15 protein-coding genes are annotated in these 14,809 nt (G+C 68.5%); 3 read left to right on the top strand and 12 right to left on the bottom strand.

What is annotated here, in order from left to right:
* Positions 1-68: 68 nt before the first annotated feature.
* Positions 69-389 carry a hypothetical protein gene (locus AB0B91_RS10980; RefSeq protein ID WP_358318098.1) on the top strand — a complete coding sequence of 107 codons (321 nt, stop codon included), beginning with the start codon at positions 69-71 and terminating at the stop codon, positions 387-389.
* On the opposite strand, the gene AB0B91_RS10975 is transcribed toward AB0B91_RS10980, so the two are convergent.
* From AB0B91_RS10975 to AB0B91_RS10955, 5 genes are all read right to left on the bottom strand, one after another.
* Entirely contained in the window at positions 359-922 is a 564-nt protein-coding gene (locus tag AB0B91_RS10975; RefSeq protein WP_358318097.1) for a dihydrofolate reductase family protein, read from the bottom strand. The two genes, AB0B91_RS10980 and AB0B91_RS10975, sit on opposite strands and share 31 nt — an antisense overlap.
* 136 nt (positions 923-1,058) lie before the next feature.
* Positions 1,059-2,060, bottom strand: coding sequence for a 5'-nucleotidase (locus AB0B91_RS10970; protein ID WP_358318096.1), 1,002 nt, complete (start codon positions 2,058-2,060; stop codon positions 1,059-1,061).
* 226 nt (positions 2,061-2,286) lie between these two features.
* On the bottom strand, positions 2,287-3,108 hold the full coding sequence (locus AB0B91_RS10965; protein WP_358318095.1) for an SAM-dependent methyltransferase: 822 nt from the start codon (positions 3,106-3,108) through the stop codon (positions 2,287-2,289).
* Between the two features lie 177 nt (positions 3,109-3,285).
* Entirely contained in the window at positions 3,286-4,200 is a 915-nt protein-coding gene (locus AB0B91_RS10960; protein ID WP_358318094.1) for an SPFH domain-containing protein, read from the bottom strand.
* An 89-nt stretch (positions 4,201-4,289) separates the two neighbouring features.
* The gene (locus AB0B91_RS10955) at positions 4,290-4,610 is read right to left on the bottom strand and encodes a GYD domain-containing protein (protein WP_358318093.1); all 321 of its coding nucleotides are present in this window, start codon (positions 4,608-4,610) and stop codon (positions 4,290-4,292) included.
* A gap of 178 nt (positions 4,611-4,788) precedes the next feature.
* On the opposite strand from AB0B91_RS10955, the gene AB0B91_RS10950 reads away from it, so the two are divergent.
* Together AB0B91_RS10950 and AB0B91_RS10945 are read left to right on the top strand one after the other, a co-directional pair.
* A complete protein-coding gene (locus tag AB0B91_RS10950; RefSeq protein ID WP_358318092.1) occupies positions 4,789-5,520 on the top strand; it encodes a hypothetical protein in 732 nt (243 codons plus the stop codon).
* A 454-nt stretch (positions 5,521-5,974) separates the two neighbouring features.
* Entirely contained in the window at positions 5,975-6,406 is a 432-nt protein-coding gene (locus AB0B91_RS10945; protein ID WP_358318091.1) for a hypothetical protein, read from the top strand.
* Between the two features lie 62 nt (positions 6,407-6,468).
* On the opposite strand, the gene AB0B91_RS10940 is transcribed toward AB0B91_RS10945, so the two are convergent.
* The 7 genes from AB0B91_RS10940 to AB0B91_RS10910 all read right to left on the bottom strand — a co-directional run bounded on the left by AB0B91_RS10940 (position 6,469) and on the right by AB0B91_RS10910 (position 14,761).
* The gene (locus tag AB0B91_RS10940; protein WP_219533331.1) at positions 6,469-6,693 is read right to left on the bottom strand and encodes a hypothetical protein; all 225 of its coding nucleotides are present in this window, start codon (positions 6,691-6,693) and stop codon (positions 6,469-6,471) included.
* 132 nt (positions 6,694-6,825) lie between these two features.
* Positions 6,826-7,719, bottom strand: coding sequence for a CHRD domain-containing protein (locus tag AB0B91_RS10935; RefSeq protein WP_358318090.1), 894 nt, complete (start codon positions 7,717-7,719; stop codon positions 6,826-6,828).
* A gap of 72 nt (positions 7,720-7,791) precedes the next feature.
* Positions 7,792-9,213 (bottom strand): hypothetical protein, encoded by a 1,422-nt coding sequence (locus AB0B91_RS10930; protein ID WP_358318089.1) that lies wholly within the window; start codon positions 9,211-9,213, stop codon positions 7,792-7,794.
* Between the two features lie 40 nt (positions 9,214-9,253).
* Complete coding sequence (locus AB0B91_RS10925) at positions 9,254-9,736, bottom strand: hypothetical protein (RefSeq protein ID WP_358318088.1); 483 nt, start codon at positions 9,734-9,736, stop codon at positions 9,254-9,256.
* A 71-nt stretch (positions 9,737-9,807) separates the two neighbouring features.
* Positions 9,808-10,086, bottom strand: coding sequence for a hypothetical protein (locus tag AB0B91_RS10920; protein ID WP_358318087.1), 279 nt, complete (start codon positions 10,084-10,086; stop codon positions 9,808-9,810).
* A gap of 85 nt (positions 10,087-10,171) precedes the next feature.
* Entirely contained in the window at positions 10,172-13,231 is a 3,060-nt protein-coding gene (locus tag AB0B91_RS10915) for a BTAD domain-containing putative transcriptional regulator (protein ID WP_358318340.1), read from the bottom strand.
* Positions 13,232-13,636: 405 nt separating this feature from the next.
* Positions 13,637-14,761: a HupE/UreJ family protein gene (locus AB0B91_RS10910; protein ID WP_358318086.1), complete on the bottom strand. Its 1,125-nt coding sequence runs from the start codon at positions 14,759-14,761 to the stop codon at positions 13,637-13,639.
* Positions 14,762-14,809 lie beyond the last annotated feature (48 nt).

The following is a 14,809-nucleotide window of genomic DNA, read 5'->3' as shown; positions in this document are numbered from 1 at the left end:
TCGGCGAGCCGCCCGGGCATCGATCGCGGTATATGTACGTAGAGCCGGGAGACGACCGAGGTGGCCCATTGTCGAACACTCAGGACGAGGCACTCCGATGGGAGAGCTGGCTTCAGGCCTATGTGCGGGCCCGTGACGAGCTGCCCGGACCGATCTCCGGGCATTGCCCGAACTGCGGGCGAGCCTGCCTCCGCCTGGTGTACCGGCTCCGGATCCCCCACCTGCTCATCGGTGACGCCCACTTCTGGTGTGACCACTGCCTGCAGGGCCCCTATCTCGGCCGCGTCGAGATCCCCGAAGCCGCGGCGGCGGCCGCGGACGAGCAGGAGTACCAGCGGCTGAAGCCCACGATCCCGAACTACGAGCTCGTCCCGCCCGCGGGCTTGTAGACCAGGTACAGCACGCCTGTCGTGAACGTCTCGGACTTGATCAGCTCCAGCGGGACCGGGTTCTCCCCCTGGTCGAACAGCCGCTCGCCCTTGCGGATGGCGATGGGGTGCACCAGCAGGTGCAGTTCGTCCAGCAGACCCGTGGCCAGCAGCTCGCGGACCACCGAGATCGAGCCGCTCACGGCGATGGGGCCGCCCGGCTCCTTCTTCAGCGCGCTCACGGCCTCGACCAGGTCGCCCGGCAGGAGTTCGGAGTTCCGCCAGGTGAACTCCAGGGGCTGGCGGGACACGACGATCTTCCGCGCGTCGCCGAGCGTCTTCGCGAAGTCGGCGTCCTCGCCGCCCGCGGCTTCCCGCTCCGGCCACGCTCCGGCGAAGCTGTCATAGGTCTTGCGCCCCAGGAGCAGGGTGTCGGACATCTGCGCCCCCACGGCGGCGCCCATCTCATCGTTGAAGTACGGAAAGTGCCACTCCGCCGGGTTCTCGACAACCCCGTCGAGCGAGATGAACAGGCTTGCGGCGATCTTTCGCATGATGCTGCTCCTCGGTAAGGCGCGGGGGCCGTCCGGCCCCGCCGTTCTGATGTGCCTAAAGCGTCGCAGCACCTGCTTACGGATCTCTTAAGGTCTCCCTCTGGGCCGGGCGGGACGGCGCCCGCCCGGCCTGTCCTCAGTTGAGGGTGACGCGGTCGCCCTGCGGCGCGTGGATCGGCGAGTGCGCGACGAGGTACGTCGCCAGGGCCCCTGTGTCGTCCGGCCCGGCGGTGTACACGTTCGTACTCCAGTTCCAGGCCGGGAACCCCTCCTGGCCGGCCGCCAGGTTGTAGTTCGCGGCGATCCTGAGGACCTGGTCGTCGGCGACCTGAGCGCCGTTCAGCGTGAGCTCGGTGACCACCCCGCCGGTCAGCGTGTAGCGGATTGAGGCCGAAGGGGTCAGCACGCCGGCCGTCGGGCTCGCGTGGCCGAGCAGCGTCTTGAGCTGTGCGCCGGTCATCGCGTAGACGTTGATGGCCAGTCCGGCGGGTTGCACGTTCCAGACTTCGCCGAAGTCGATGGGACCCACCGGCAGGTCCCAGCGGATCGCCCGCCTGCTGACCAGGGCGGCCTGCGCGCCGGACAGGGACTTGACCGACTCCAGTTGCCCGTCGGCGATCAGCTCCGCCAGCGGGCCGCCCATGGCGGTCCTGGAGATGTCCTCCTCGGCGACGCCGAACGTGGGGTCACCGACGGGGTTGCCGCACTTGAAGTAGTAGATGACGTTGGACGTCAGCGGGTCCGGCTGGTCGATCTCGATCTGGATCGAGGTCTTGGCCGACTCCCAGTCGTACTCCCAGTCGAGCGTCTCCAGCACGGTCGTGTAGACGCCACCGTGGCCGGCCGGCACCTCGACGGTCTTCCACTCCTCGGTGCCGACGAGGCGGTACCTGATGGTCTGAGCGCCTTCGGGCAGCCCTTCGAAGAAGCCGTGGACCTTGATGGTCACCGGACACTTCGACGCGGTGGTCCGCTCGAAGGCGAGGGTGAGTTTGCCCACGGCGTTCTGCGCGTCATCCGCCACAGAGACGGCGTTGGAGAGAGCTGGTCGCGGAACCGCCTGCGCTTCTGAGGCGAGGACACCGGACGCCACGGCGACGATGGCCACCAGCCTTACGAGCAGAGTCGATAAACCCACAGAGTCTTCCCCTTCTCGACAACCAGTTCGAATGCCTTGATCGTGACATGCCTTGATCACGACGGCATAACGGTTCGGTGCGGCGATCGCTGGGCAATCAACTGGTCACGAAGGACGGGTACAGCTCAGGAGCTCATGGGCCGGGCCGTGCACCTACCGGAACCTCAACAGCGGCAAGTGCCTGGACATCTCGAACGGGTCGGCGGGGGCTCGGCGGGTCCGCAGGCTAAGGGACGCGGCCGACGCCGCCCAGGATGCCGCCCTTCTCCATCCCGGGGACGATGAACGGGTCGTCGTTGCGCCAGTTCTGCACCGGTACGAGGCCGGGTTCGAGCAGCTCCAGCCCGTCGAAGTACGTGCGCACCATCTCGTAGTCCCGCAGGTGCAGCGCGCCGGAGGTCGTACGCCGGTAGACGTCCTCGGTCTCGCTCCTCCGGTCGGGGATGCTCTGGCCCTTCTCCACGTACGCGTGGGTGATGATCAGCTGACTCCCCGGCACCAGCGGCTCGCGCAGGGCCTGGACGATGCCGGCCACCTCGTCGTCGTCGCTGAAGTAGTGGAACAGCGCCACGACCAGCACCGCCACGGGCTGACTGAAGTCGAGGTGCTGGGCGGCGGCGGTCAGGAGCCCCTTGGGGTCGTGCGCGTCGCCGTCGATGATCACCGTGTCGGGGTTGTCGGCCAGCAGCGCCCGGGCGTGGACCAGCACGATCGAGTCGTTGTCCGAGTAGACGACCTTGGCGTCGGGGATGATCCGGTGCGCGACCTGGTGCACGTTGTCCTGCGTGGGCAGGCCGGTGCCGATGTCGAGGAACTGCCGCACGCCGGCCCTGGCCGCCGCCTCCACCGCGCGGACCAGGAAGTCGCGGTTCGCCCGGGCCATTTCCCGTACGTTCGCGCCGCCCTGGCTGCTCAGCTCGACGATCTTCTCGGCGGCCTCGCGGTCGGCGGGGAAGTTGTCCTTCCCGCCCAGGAAATAGTCGTACATTCGGGCGACGGTGGGGACAGTCGGATCGATCTTCCCCGGAGGTCGCTCACGCTCGGTCACGCCACACCCTTCCTCACCTTTGACCGCATCTTATGGGTAATCGGTAGGTCTGTGATCGGGATCCGCCAGATGCCCTGTATTTACCGAGGAATCGTTCCGGCCGCTGGACAGCAGGGGTCCACGTGCGGGTCAGCCTGCATCGGCCGACCGTGCACCTCCGGTAACAGAGCGTGTGGTCTATGCGGAACGCGCGGCGCCGTTCTTCGCGGGCGAGTCGGCGGCGGCTCGTTCGAAGGAAGGCTCTGGCGGGGTCAGCTCGGGCGTGGCGGAGTCCGTCACGGCCGGCCGCTCTTCGGCCTTCGGCTCCGCGGAACTGACAGCCCCCGCTGCCGGGGCGCTTGTCGCGGAGCGCTCGAAGAAGCGCAGCAACTCCACGGGCAGCGGCATGACCAGGGTGGAGGTCTTCTCGGCGGCCACCTCCACGACGGTCTGCAGCAGCCGTAGCTGAAGCGCGCCGGGGGCCTCGGTCATGATGGCCGCCGCGTCGGCGAGCTTCCGCGAGGCCTGGAACTCCCCGTCCGCGGTGATCACCCGGGCCCTGCGCTCGCGCTCGGCCTCCGCCTGGCGGGCGATGGACCGCTTCATGCCCTCGGGCAGATGGACATCCTTGATCTCCACGCGGTCCATGTGGATGCCCCAGCCGAGCGCGGGGCTGTCGATCATCAGCGCGAGGCCCCTGTTCAGCTCCTCACGGTTGGAGAGCAGGTCGTCGAGATCGCTCTTGCCGATGATCGAGCGCAGTGAGGTCTGCGCCACCTGCTCGATCGCGAACAGGTAGTCCTGCACCGCGATGGCCGCCCGCAGCGGCTCCTCGACCCGGAAGTAGGCGACGGCGTCGACCTGGACGGAGACGTTGTCACGGGTGATGCCCTCCTGCGTGGGCACCGGCATCGTGACGATCTGTACGTTCACCTTCCTCATGCGATCCACGACCGGAATGAGGAGGGTGAACCCTGGCTGGCGGACCTCCCGCTGAACCCTGCCGAAGCGGAAGACCACACCGCGCTCTACCTGGTTGACGATCCTGATGCTGCTGACCGCCAGCAAGACCGTCAGCATGACGATCAGCCCGAGCACGATATTGATGATCATGGCGTGCCCCTTCCAGTTCAAGGCTAGATCCGGGTACACACCTGCCAGGTAAGGAATGCGTCAAGTCCTGGTCAGCGGCGTCGGCGCCGTCATGCGCCCGGGGCTCGGTAGTCCACCTCCTGCCGCGCCGCCTCGTCGATCTCCTCCGGGGTCAGCAGGACGACCGTCTTCGTCCGTGCTCCTCCGGCCGCCGTCACCGCGAGGCCTATGGCGGCCGAGGCCGCGTTGTTGGGCAGGTCCCCGATGATGTAGACGTCGTTCTCGCCGAAGGCGAAGTACATCTGCTCGACCCGGCCGCCGACGCTCTCCAGCATGCGCTCCACCACCCGGCATCGTGCGGTGCCGCCATCGCGAAGCACCCCCTTGATGCCGTCCACCGAATAGCTCGCCTGAATCAGGTATTTGGGCATGGTCGAACTCCCCTTCACGTGGCGCCGCCCTCACGAGAACGGCGGTGAATACGATCTCGTGGGCGAAGTTCTCGGTTTCGGGTGTCGGCAATCCCAGCCGGTGTACTGATTTCCGTCTGGAAGCTCAAGCGGCGAAAATCGGGTGTAACGCGCCACGCCACCACCTAAGGTCATGACCGTGACCAAGCTCAACCAGATCCTCGCGGTCGAGAAGGGCGTCAAGGCCAGCACGCAGCGTGCGGTGTCCGACGCCTACCACACCGTCCAGAAGGCGCCGCTCCTGTCCGGCCTCTCGCGTACCTACCAGCCGATCGACGACGAGGGCGAGCAACTGCCGCCGGAGTCGACGCGCGTGCAGGTGAAGACCGAGCAGGTCATCGCCGACGTGGCCGCGGCACTGACCAGGCTGTTCGACGTGACCGCGACGAAGGACTGGACGAACGCGCTCGCCAAGGCCGACGTGGTCGTCGACGGCCGGACGATCGTCTCGGGGGTGCCGGTCACGTACCTGCTGTTCCTGGAGAAGCAGCTCGTCGACCTGCACACGTTCATCTCGAAGCTGCCGACGCTCGACTCGGCCGAGACGTGGACGTTCGACGACAACGCCGAGACGTGGCGCACCGAGCCGGTCAAGACGACCCGCACCAAGAAGGTGCCGCGCAACCATGTCCTGGCCGAGGCGACGGACAAGCATCCGGCGCAGGTCCAGGTGTTCACCGAGGACGTCGTGGTCGGCTACTGGACGAAGACCACCTTCTCCGGCGCGCTGCCGGGCCGCCGCGTGAACGAACTGCTGGCCCGCGTGCAGAAGCTTCAGGACGCGGTGAAGTACGCCCGCGAAGAGGCCAACGCGACTGCCGTCGAGGACCAGGAGGTCGGCGACGCGGTGTTCCGTTACCTGTTCGCCTAACCTAGAGACTCCCCGTTGAGCGCGGGGTGCGCGAAAGCGCGAAGCTGAAGCTCAGATTGAAACTGACGAACGGCCCCAGCGGAGGTTCGAATCCTCCCCGCGGTACGAGCCGCGGTAGCCCAGTTGGCAGAGGCAGCCGATCAGACTCAGATTCTCGCTCCAGGCTCAGCATCGCCGTCGGCGCCAGATCAACCGAGGATGGACTGTGATTGTTGAGATGCCGGTTCGAATCCGGCCCGCCGCTCTTCATGCGGCGGTTGCTCAATGGCAGAGCGCACGTCGTCAGGACTGATCCGCCCTCTTAAACGCCGCTGGCGCCTTACATGGCGGCACAAGACAGGCCCCCCGGCTTGGGTAGTCCGGGGGGCCGCTGCCTGTCCATGGTGCTGGCGCTCCACATCCTCGCTGATTACTATGCGTAGTGGAAAGGCTGCGTAGAGTAGTAGGAGGTTCCGTGAAGCGTCTCATCGCCACTCTCACCACCGCCACCATGGGCGTCGCGCTCGCCATCTGCCTGACCACCCCAGCCGCCGCCGAGCTCACCAAGCCGCAGACCCTCAGCGAGCCACCCGGGCCGTCGTCGACGCGTCTCATCGATTTCGAAGAGGCGCGGGTCATACCCGGGATCATCCCCAACACGTTCATCCTGGTCGTCCGTGGCGAGAAGCCCTATCTCAACATGCGGGTCGAGCTGGTGCCGCTGCGTTACGTCCACCGGCCCGACTACTGGGGCATCGAAGTGACCGGCAGACTCCCCGGCGGCATCGGCCTGCCGGTCACCACGCCGTACACGGCGTCGCTGCCGCTCGACGGCATCCTCGGCTACCGGGGCATCGAAGTCATCGGGGCGACCTCCAGCAAGAGGATCGACGTGCCCTCGACCTGACGGCTATGCGAGAGACGCCCCGTCCCCTTCGAAGGTGGACGGGGCGTCTTCGCGAAGCGCCGCTATTTGCTGACCTCGACCAGGTTGACGATGGCCACCGCGGCGCGGAAGTACTTGTTGCGGCCGAGATCGCCGATGGTCTTGATGTTGAACGCCTTGGCCAGCGACTCGGCGTCAGCGTCGCTCACACCGGCGAGCGCGCTGACCGGGGCGGTAGGAAGCTTGTCCAGGGCGTACTCCTCGAATGCCTTGTCGAGCAGCTTGTCGAGATTGGCGGTAATCGTCATGGCGCACCTCCGTGTGGTGATCGGATAGCGGGTCGCTAACCCCCACCGGGAGGTTTTCAGCCTTGTCGTGATCCGCCCTGGATCGACCCGGCTCCTTTCCGGGTCATGAGGCTGGCTTGCCGAATCGCTTTCCTACCAGTCGCCCTTGTAGAGCTGGCCGCGGATCGCGCCGCCGGGGAACTTGGCGGTGTGCAGGTTCACGTACCAGTTCTTCGGGTTCTTCCAGATGCGCTGGGCCACCGCGGTAGAGGTGGTCACGCTGCCGGCGACGCCGTTGACGCTGGGCGGCAGGCCCTTTTCGGCGGCGAAGAAGGGCACGACCACCGGCCCGTTCTTGCCCTTCGGGGCGCGGTGGATGTGCGAGCCGATCGGCGGCTCGATATCCCCCCATGAGGAGGCGAACCACACCCGGTTGCCCTCCGGCTGCACCAGCCAGCCGGCGAACCCGTTGTGGTCACCGACCTTCATGCCGGGCGCCGGGACCTCCTGACGCCCGTTGGCCCGCGCGGTGAGCGTGGTGCCGAACCCGTGCGACAGCACCGACTCCAGCTCCACCGGGCGGATCCGGTACAGCTGAGCCCGTACCGCGCCGCCGCCGAACTCGGCGTTGTGCAGGTTGGCGTACCAGTTGCCGGGGTTGTTGACGATGCGGCCGAGCAGGTTGAGGTCCTTGACCAGGACCGTGCCCTTGACCGCGTGGAGCGAGGCGGGCATCGCCTCGCCGAAGAACGGGACCCTGACGTCGCCGTTCTCGCCCTGCTTGCCCTTGTGGATGTGGAACCCGCTGGGCGCGTCCACCTTCTGCCACCGGACGGCGTAGTCGACCCGGTTGCCATGGATCCGGAACACCGCGAGGGCGTTGCCGTCCACGTCACCTACCTTCATTCCCGCGGCCGGCACCTCGTTCGCGCCCTTGAGCGACGCGGCCAGGTAGATGGGGGTGCTGGCCTGCGCGGCGATGGGGCTGAGCGAGGTGGCGACCAGGGTGAGGGCGGCGGTCAGGCCAGGGATAACGAGGGGGCGCATGTTCATGATTACCCTTTCAGTTCTCTCTGGCCTGGTACGGCTGCCTTCCTTGCGGGGTTCAAACCACCTTGATTACTCGATGGCTCCGGACTGGGTGAGCAGGTTCTGATACCAGGTCTCGTAGGGGCGGTTGGTGGCCGGATAGTTGGCCGGCGGGGTGGTGGCGTCGCTCGCCGAATCGAAGTCCCAGCCGCGTACGAGCCGACCCGCCTGTCGTGCCGCGGTGATGAACGAGGACTCGGTGGCGGGCGCCGCGTAGAACAGCGCGCCCTGCTGGAGCTCCGCGCTGTCGCCTTGCTGGTACTCGTCGAAGGCGACCTGCTGGTAGCGGATGCGGTCGCCGTTGGACCGGTCGGTGTCCAGCCGCAGGGTCTGGGCCGAGGTGGGGCCGTCGGCGCCGGTCCACACGTGTACGCGCGACGTGCCACTGGTCGAGGTGGTCTTGTCGTAGCGGGCGTCGGAGGTCTTGGCGTTGCCGCTCCACGAGACCGTCCCCGCGCCGGCGTTGAGCACGCCGTTCCAGTTCCAGTTCTGGGAGTTGCTCTGGCTGCGGTGTATCTCGCGCAACTGGGTGCCGGCCGCGTCGGTGAACCTGACCGTCGGCAGGACGCCGTTGTCGTACTGATGGCTGGACGACCAGGTGATCTCGCCGTCGGCACCGAGGTGGCCGACGCGGTACCACAGCGTGGTCGCGCTCTGGGACTGGTGGACCTCGACCAGGTCGCCGTTGTCGTTCAGGGTGACGGCCGGTGTGACGCCGTTGTCGTACTTGCCGTGGCGTAACCACGTCACGCGGCCGTCGGCACCGTACGTGCCGGTCCAGTACCAGAGCGCGCCGGAGCCCGAGTCGTGCACCTCCACGACCTGGCCGCGGCCGTTGATCGCGACGGCCGGGTTGGCGCCGACGTCACGCTTGTACTGGGTGCGGGTCTCGCCGTTGCCGGAGATCACCGCGAGCACCCGGCCGCGCAGCGTGTCGACCGTCGGCGGACTCGCCGGGTAGTCCTTGGCCTGCAACAGCCGGGAGCCGAAGGCGGAGGTGAGTTCCTGGTTGAGCGCGGCCGGCTCGCCGGCGGCGAAGGAGGGGTTGTCGGTCAGGTTGTCCTTGACATCGAGCGCGACGACGATCGGTGCGGCGGCGGGATGCTGCGCGGACCAGGTGTTGATCACGCTGAGCCAGTCGCGCAGGAGGTTCGACGCGGGGTTTCCGGTGTGGTCCACCTGGTTGCCGGGCGAGTCATGGCCGATGGCGTAGTCGTGCGAGGTGGCGTAACCGTTGTCGTGTATGTCGAGTTCGATGAAGCGGATGCCGTGGTCGAGCTGGTAGGTGATCGAGTTCTTGGCGCCGTCGACGTTGCCCGAGTAGCTGTTGTGCGTGGCGCGGAAGATGGCCGAGGGTAACGGCGGATCCGCCGCCGCCTCGGCGTTTCCGCTGATCAGCAGCGTGGAGGCGGCGACGGCAAGTAAGGGGAGAACCGTTCTTGGTCGGGGCATTCTCTGATCTTCACACCGGGGGTGATCCCCGACAACACGATCACATACTTTGGGCCCGTGGCTCCGCGCCGCCTTCGTCGAGGCGTAGGAAGGTCGCACCCGCGGCGGCCGCGCGGGCTCCGAGGACGTGCCCGTCGCACATCCTCGTCTCCGTCCCGGCCCGGTCGATCACCTTCCACGCCACCGGCTCCTGGCACGGCCGGCCGCGCCGGTCGTGGTTCCAGGTGCGCCGGCACACCCGGCACGTGGAGACGCCGGCCGTGGAGGAGAGGGTGTTGCCGTGCTCGGGGCAGATGCCCCACGGCAGGCCGCACGGCTGGGTCTGGAGCCTGGCCAGGTCCTCGGCCGCGCGCTCCAGATCCTCGGCGCCTCGGGCCAGCCAGTTCGCGGCCTGCCCGGCCGCCACAAGGGGGTCGCGTTCCGGCGATCCGATCGGGGCGCTGTCGCAGAGCGCCCGGACCTCGGCGGCGAGCGCCTCGGCGCGGCTCGCGAAGGCGCTCAGGTGCGCGGGGGTGACGGTCATGCGGGCTTCCATCTCGCGAAGGACGACGGCTGGTTGCTGATCTGCACCCTACGTCCGCGAGGGCCTCGGGGTTACGAAGGTTGGCAGCCGGTGGCCGACAGGCTGCTGTTCCACGGAAGAGCCGTGCGGCACGTGTGCCCGCCCGCCGCGGCGCCCGACCGGATGGTGACCGTCACGTCGAAGTAGCCCGAGCCGCTGCAGCCCCAGGCGGTCAGGGCATACTCGGCTCCGTCCTGGCTCCGCTCACCGAAGAAACAGTCGTGCGAGCCGTCCGCGTGCGCGGGCGTCGCGAGTAAGGGTGCCGCCAGCAGCGCTGTGGCGAGAGCGGCGAGGAGGCGTCTGATGGACATGTCTCGACGGTATGAGCTGGGAGCGACGTCCCATAGATGCCGTTTGTCACCACTGCCGGTGTGATTCCCACACGGCGCATCCGGGTCAGAGCAGGTGTTGCTTGATCAAGGCGGCCACCTGTCCGACCTCCGATGAGGAGGTGGCCTCCAGGATCGCGAGCGAGCGCCGCCAGGCGTCCACGGCCGCGGGCAGGTCTCCGGCCTCGCGGTGCACGTCACCGAGGGCGCGCAGGGCGAGGCCGTGGCGGCGTGGGGCGGGGATGGCCTGGCAGATCTCTATGACCTCCGTCAACGTCGCGACGGCCTCGTCGAATCGGCCCTGCAGGCGCCGGAGCTCGGCCCGGGCGAACAGGACGCGGGCCCGGCCCAGGCTCTCTCCGACGTTGTCGTAGATGGCCAGGGCCCGCTGCAGAAGACGTTCCGCGTCGACGAGGTCGTGCTGGGCAAGTCTGGCCGACGCCAGCCCCAGAGTCGCGTACGCGGTCCCTCTGGGGAAGCCGAGCGTGTCGAAGTAGGACATCGCCTGGCTGAAACCGGCCTCCGCGGCGGCGGAATCGCCTCGTGCGAGCTCGATCTCGCCGAGAATGATCCTGGCGAACTCCCGCGAACGGACGTCGCCGGTGTCGTCGGCCAGCCGTACCGCCCGCCGGAGGTACGGGCCGGCGAGGTCGTAGCGCCCCTGGTTGAAGTGGATGTGGCCGATGCCCCGCATGATGGCGATCTCCGTGCCGTGGTCGCCGGCCCGCGCCACGCCTTCCGTCGCCTGCTCGTACACCTCCAAGGCCTGGGCGTAGCGGCCTTCTAGACGATGGAGCTCGGCCAGGTTGACCAGGACCAGGGCATGGCCGTGCCGGTCCTCGGCCTTCTCGAACAGCCCGAGGGCCTCCTCCAGCGCCTCGCCACTGCGCTGCATGTCGTCGCGGGCGAGGAACAGTCCCGCCAGGCCGTTGAGTACGGTCGCCTGGCCCCGTACGTTGCCCGAGGTCCGGGCGCAGAGCAGGGCCGTCTCGTGCGTCGCGCGCCATTCGTCGTAGAAGCTGCGGGTCTCGAAGAGGTGCATGGCGCTGGAGGCGAGTTCCCAGCAGAGTTCGTCCGCTCCCAGCGCCGCGCTCTGGCCGACCGCGGTGACGATGCCCGCCCGCTCGGCTTCCACCCAGGCGAGCGGGTCGCGTACATGGCGTTCGACGATCTCCGGGTCAGGCGACCAGAGCGGGCTGCGGCCGTACGGCAGGCGGTAGTGGCCGCCGCACAGCCGGACGTGCGCCTGGCGGGTCAGGGCGAGCCAGGCGCTCAAAGCACGTCGCAGCGCGGCGATCCGTTCGTTGTCGGACTCCTCGGCCTCGGCGCATTCTCGCGCGTACGCACGCGTCAGGTCGTGGAAGCGGAACCGCGCCTGCCCGGACGGGTCGTGACCCGCGACGTCGAGGAGGCGGACGTCGACCAGTTGCTCGATCAGATCCTCGGCCTCGGCGTGCGGCATGTCGAGCAGGGCGGCGGCCGTCCAGGCGGCGAAGTCCTGCGCTTCCAGCAGCCCGAGCAGGCGGAACAGCCGTCGCGCCGGAGAGGTCAGGCCCTGATAGCCCACGGCGAGGCTGGCCCGCACCGCCTGGGAGCCGTGGGAGAGCTGGCGCAGGCGGCTGCGCGTGTCGCTCAGCCTGGTGACCAGCTGGTCCAGGCCCCAGTGCGGGCGGGCGGCGAGCTTGGCTCCGGCGATGCGTACGGCAAGGGGCAGGCCACCGCACAACTGGACGAGCGTGTCGGCGTCGCCGGACGCTTCGGCGGCCCGATCGGCGCCGATGAGGTGCCGCAGGAGTTCGAGCGCCTCGCCGGAGGGCATCATCGGCAGATCGATCATGCGCGCCGCGGGCAGCCCCGTCAGCCGGTGCCTGCTGGTGATGAGGACCGCGCACCCCGGCGTGCCGGGCAGCAGCGGGTAGAGCTGGCCCTCGTCCGCCGCGTCGTCCAGCACCACCAGGTAGCGCCCGTTCGCCAGCTTGCCGCGGTACAGCTCCGCCCGCTGGTCCAGTCCCGCGGGGACGGTGGCGCTGTCGACCTCGAGCGCGCGCAGGAACCGGCCCAGCGCCTCCTCCGGGTCTGTGGGGCGGTTCTCCCCGCCGCGCAGGTTGATGTACAACTGCCCGTCGGGAAAGTCGTGCCGGGCGTGGTGGGCGATGTGGATGGCCAGGGCGGTCTTACCCACGCCCCCTTGGCCGGAGATGACGCAGAGGGGCACCGTCAGCGTCGGCGGGATCCGCGCGGGCTCGGCCCCCGCCGGCTCGGAGGTCGTCGCCCGCTGGCGGGCCGGGCCGAGCGTCTCGAGCGCCGTGGCCAGCTCTCCTTGCCTGCCGACGAAGTCGGCGATGTCCGGAGGCAGCTGGCAGATGCCCCTCGCCCGCGGTTCGGGCACGACGGGCGGCAGGCCGCCGCCAAGGATCATGGACTGCAGGTCTTGCAGGTCCTTGCTCGGTTCGACGCCGAGCTCCTCCACAAGCACGTCGCGGGCGCGCCGGTAGGTGTCGAGCGCCTTGTCCCGCTGCCCCGCGCGCGCGTGTGCCAGCATGAGCAGATACCAGGCCTTCTCCCGTAAGGGCTGCTCAGCCAGCAGGTGGTGGAGATCGTCGATGATCTCTTTGTGGGCGCCGAGGACGAGTTTCACCTCCGCGTAGTCGAGCAGTGTCTCCGTGCGGCGCTCCTCCACCTCGGCGACGCGGGCGAGCAGGTCGCCCCCCAGGGGAGTGCCCTCGGCGGGCTGGCCGCGCCACAGCGCCAGCGCCCGCTCGAACCGCTCAGCCGCGGCCCCGGCCTCGCCCCTCTCGGCCTCCAGCCGAGCCTGTCGCACCTCCTGGTCGAAGATGAGCAGGTCGACCTCGTCCGCACCGGCTTGCAGCAGGTAGCCGGATCCTTTGGTGAGGAGGCGGGCGCCCGCCGGCAACGCCTTTCTCAGCCGGGCGACGTAGGTCTGAAGGTTGGAGACCGCGGAGTGGGGAGCGTTCTCCCACAGCGCGGCGATCAGCCGGTCCCTGGACACCGTGGTGTTGACATTGAGCAGCAGGCTGGCCAGGACCACGCTCGGCTTGCCGCTCAGCTCGATGGATTGCCGACCGTCCAGGCGAACGCATACCGGCCCCAAGATGCCGAAGAACACCGCCGCCAAATCGCGCTCCCTCCTGTGATCAGTGGGTCGATCGATGGCTCCTGGGGTCATTGTTGATCAGGCGAGGCCCTCAGTCGAGAGTCTGACCTGGCTGCGGCGGGGGCGCACGACCGACGGGCCCAGCGGGGAGCGGATTATGCGGGGCGCCACAATGCGACACGGAAAGGCGTCTTCCATGGCGTCGGCGCGGCGCGGAAGGCTTGCCGAAAATCGCGCTTCGGCCGCTTCGACATTATCGGCCGTACGATGTAGAGAGCGCGCACATAGGGATGACTGCCTGCGCATATGCCTTTATATGACACAGCGCCGAATATCGGCTTGAGCATTTATCCAGGCTCTACAGCAAGCTGACGAACACCTGTGGTGAAGCCGAGCTCGATAAAGGCGGCCCATCCGTCAGAGTGGCAGGGGGATTCGCTCGACGAACCAGTACAGGCTGACCGCCACGATGGGGACCGACATCGCGGCCAGCGCCCAGCGGGCGGCGGAGGTGCGGCGCAGGAGCACCAGCAGCGGGAAGAGCACGGCGATGATCGCGAGCTGGGCGGCCTCGATGCCGAGGTTGAAGCTCAGCAGTGACAGGAGCAGCTCCCACGAGCCGCCCTGGTCGATGTCGAGCGCGCCGGCGAAGCCGAGCCCGTGCACCAGGCCGAAGGCGAAGACGATGGGCAGGCGCCACTTGCCCAGCCGGTCTTCCGCACGGCCGAGCAGGTTGGCGAGCGCCACGACGATGATCGAGCCCGCGATGATCGGCTCGACGATCGCGCTGGGAACGTCCACGATGCCCATCGCCGCCAGGAGGAACGTGATGCTGTGGGCGGCGGTGAAGGCGGAGGCGGTGACGATGACATCGCGCAGGCGGCGCGCGCCGATGAGCAGGGCGAGCAGGAAGAGGACGTGGTCGAGGCCGAACAGCAGATGTTCGGCGCCGAGCAGGAAGAACTCGCCGATCTGGCTGGACGCCTTGTGCTCGCCGACCCGCACCGTGGGGGCTGTGGCGTCCAGGACGGCGGAGCCCTTCTCCCCGTCGAGGTCGTAGCGGACGATGGTCTTCGTGCTGTGGACGAAGGACTCCGAGTCGGGGAAGAGCGCGCTGGAGATCGCGTGGGCTCCCCCGCTCTCGCCCCGGCAGGCGTAGGTGAGGGTGACCACGGCGAAGGCCACCTTGCCGCGCGGGCGCACGTCCGCGTCGCCCACCGGCGTGGGCGCGCACGGTTTGTCGCCGTACGCCACGGCGAAGCGGCCCGTGACGTATGTGGTCACGGCGTCTCGGTTGATCTTGAGCTGGCGGAGCTGCTCGGTCCGTTCCTTCGCGTCGTAGGCCTCGGCGTAGAGCCAGGCCGACTTCATCAGCAGGTCGTACTCGAGGTCGAGGACGACCTTGACGTTCGTGCCCGTGCCGGTCACCTCGGCCTGGGCGGTGGTGGTGACGTCGTGCGCCGCCGCCGGAGCGGGAAGCACCAGATCCGTCAGCACGCCGCCGAGGATGGCGGCGAGGAGCACCGCGGACAGCCAGCGCATGTCTAGTCTCCAGATCGGGGTGGAGGCCGCCCCGGACCGAGGTCCGGG

Origin of the sequence: Nonomuraea sp. NPDC049141 (assembly GCF_040648415.1) — a bacterium.
Classification (GTDB): domain Bacteria; phylum Actinomycetota; class Actinomycetes; order Streptosporangiales; family Streptosporangiaceae; genus Nonomuraea.
The sequence above is the reverse complement of the archived record's forward strand: the minus strand, read 5'-3'. Positions and strand labels throughout refer to the sequence as shown.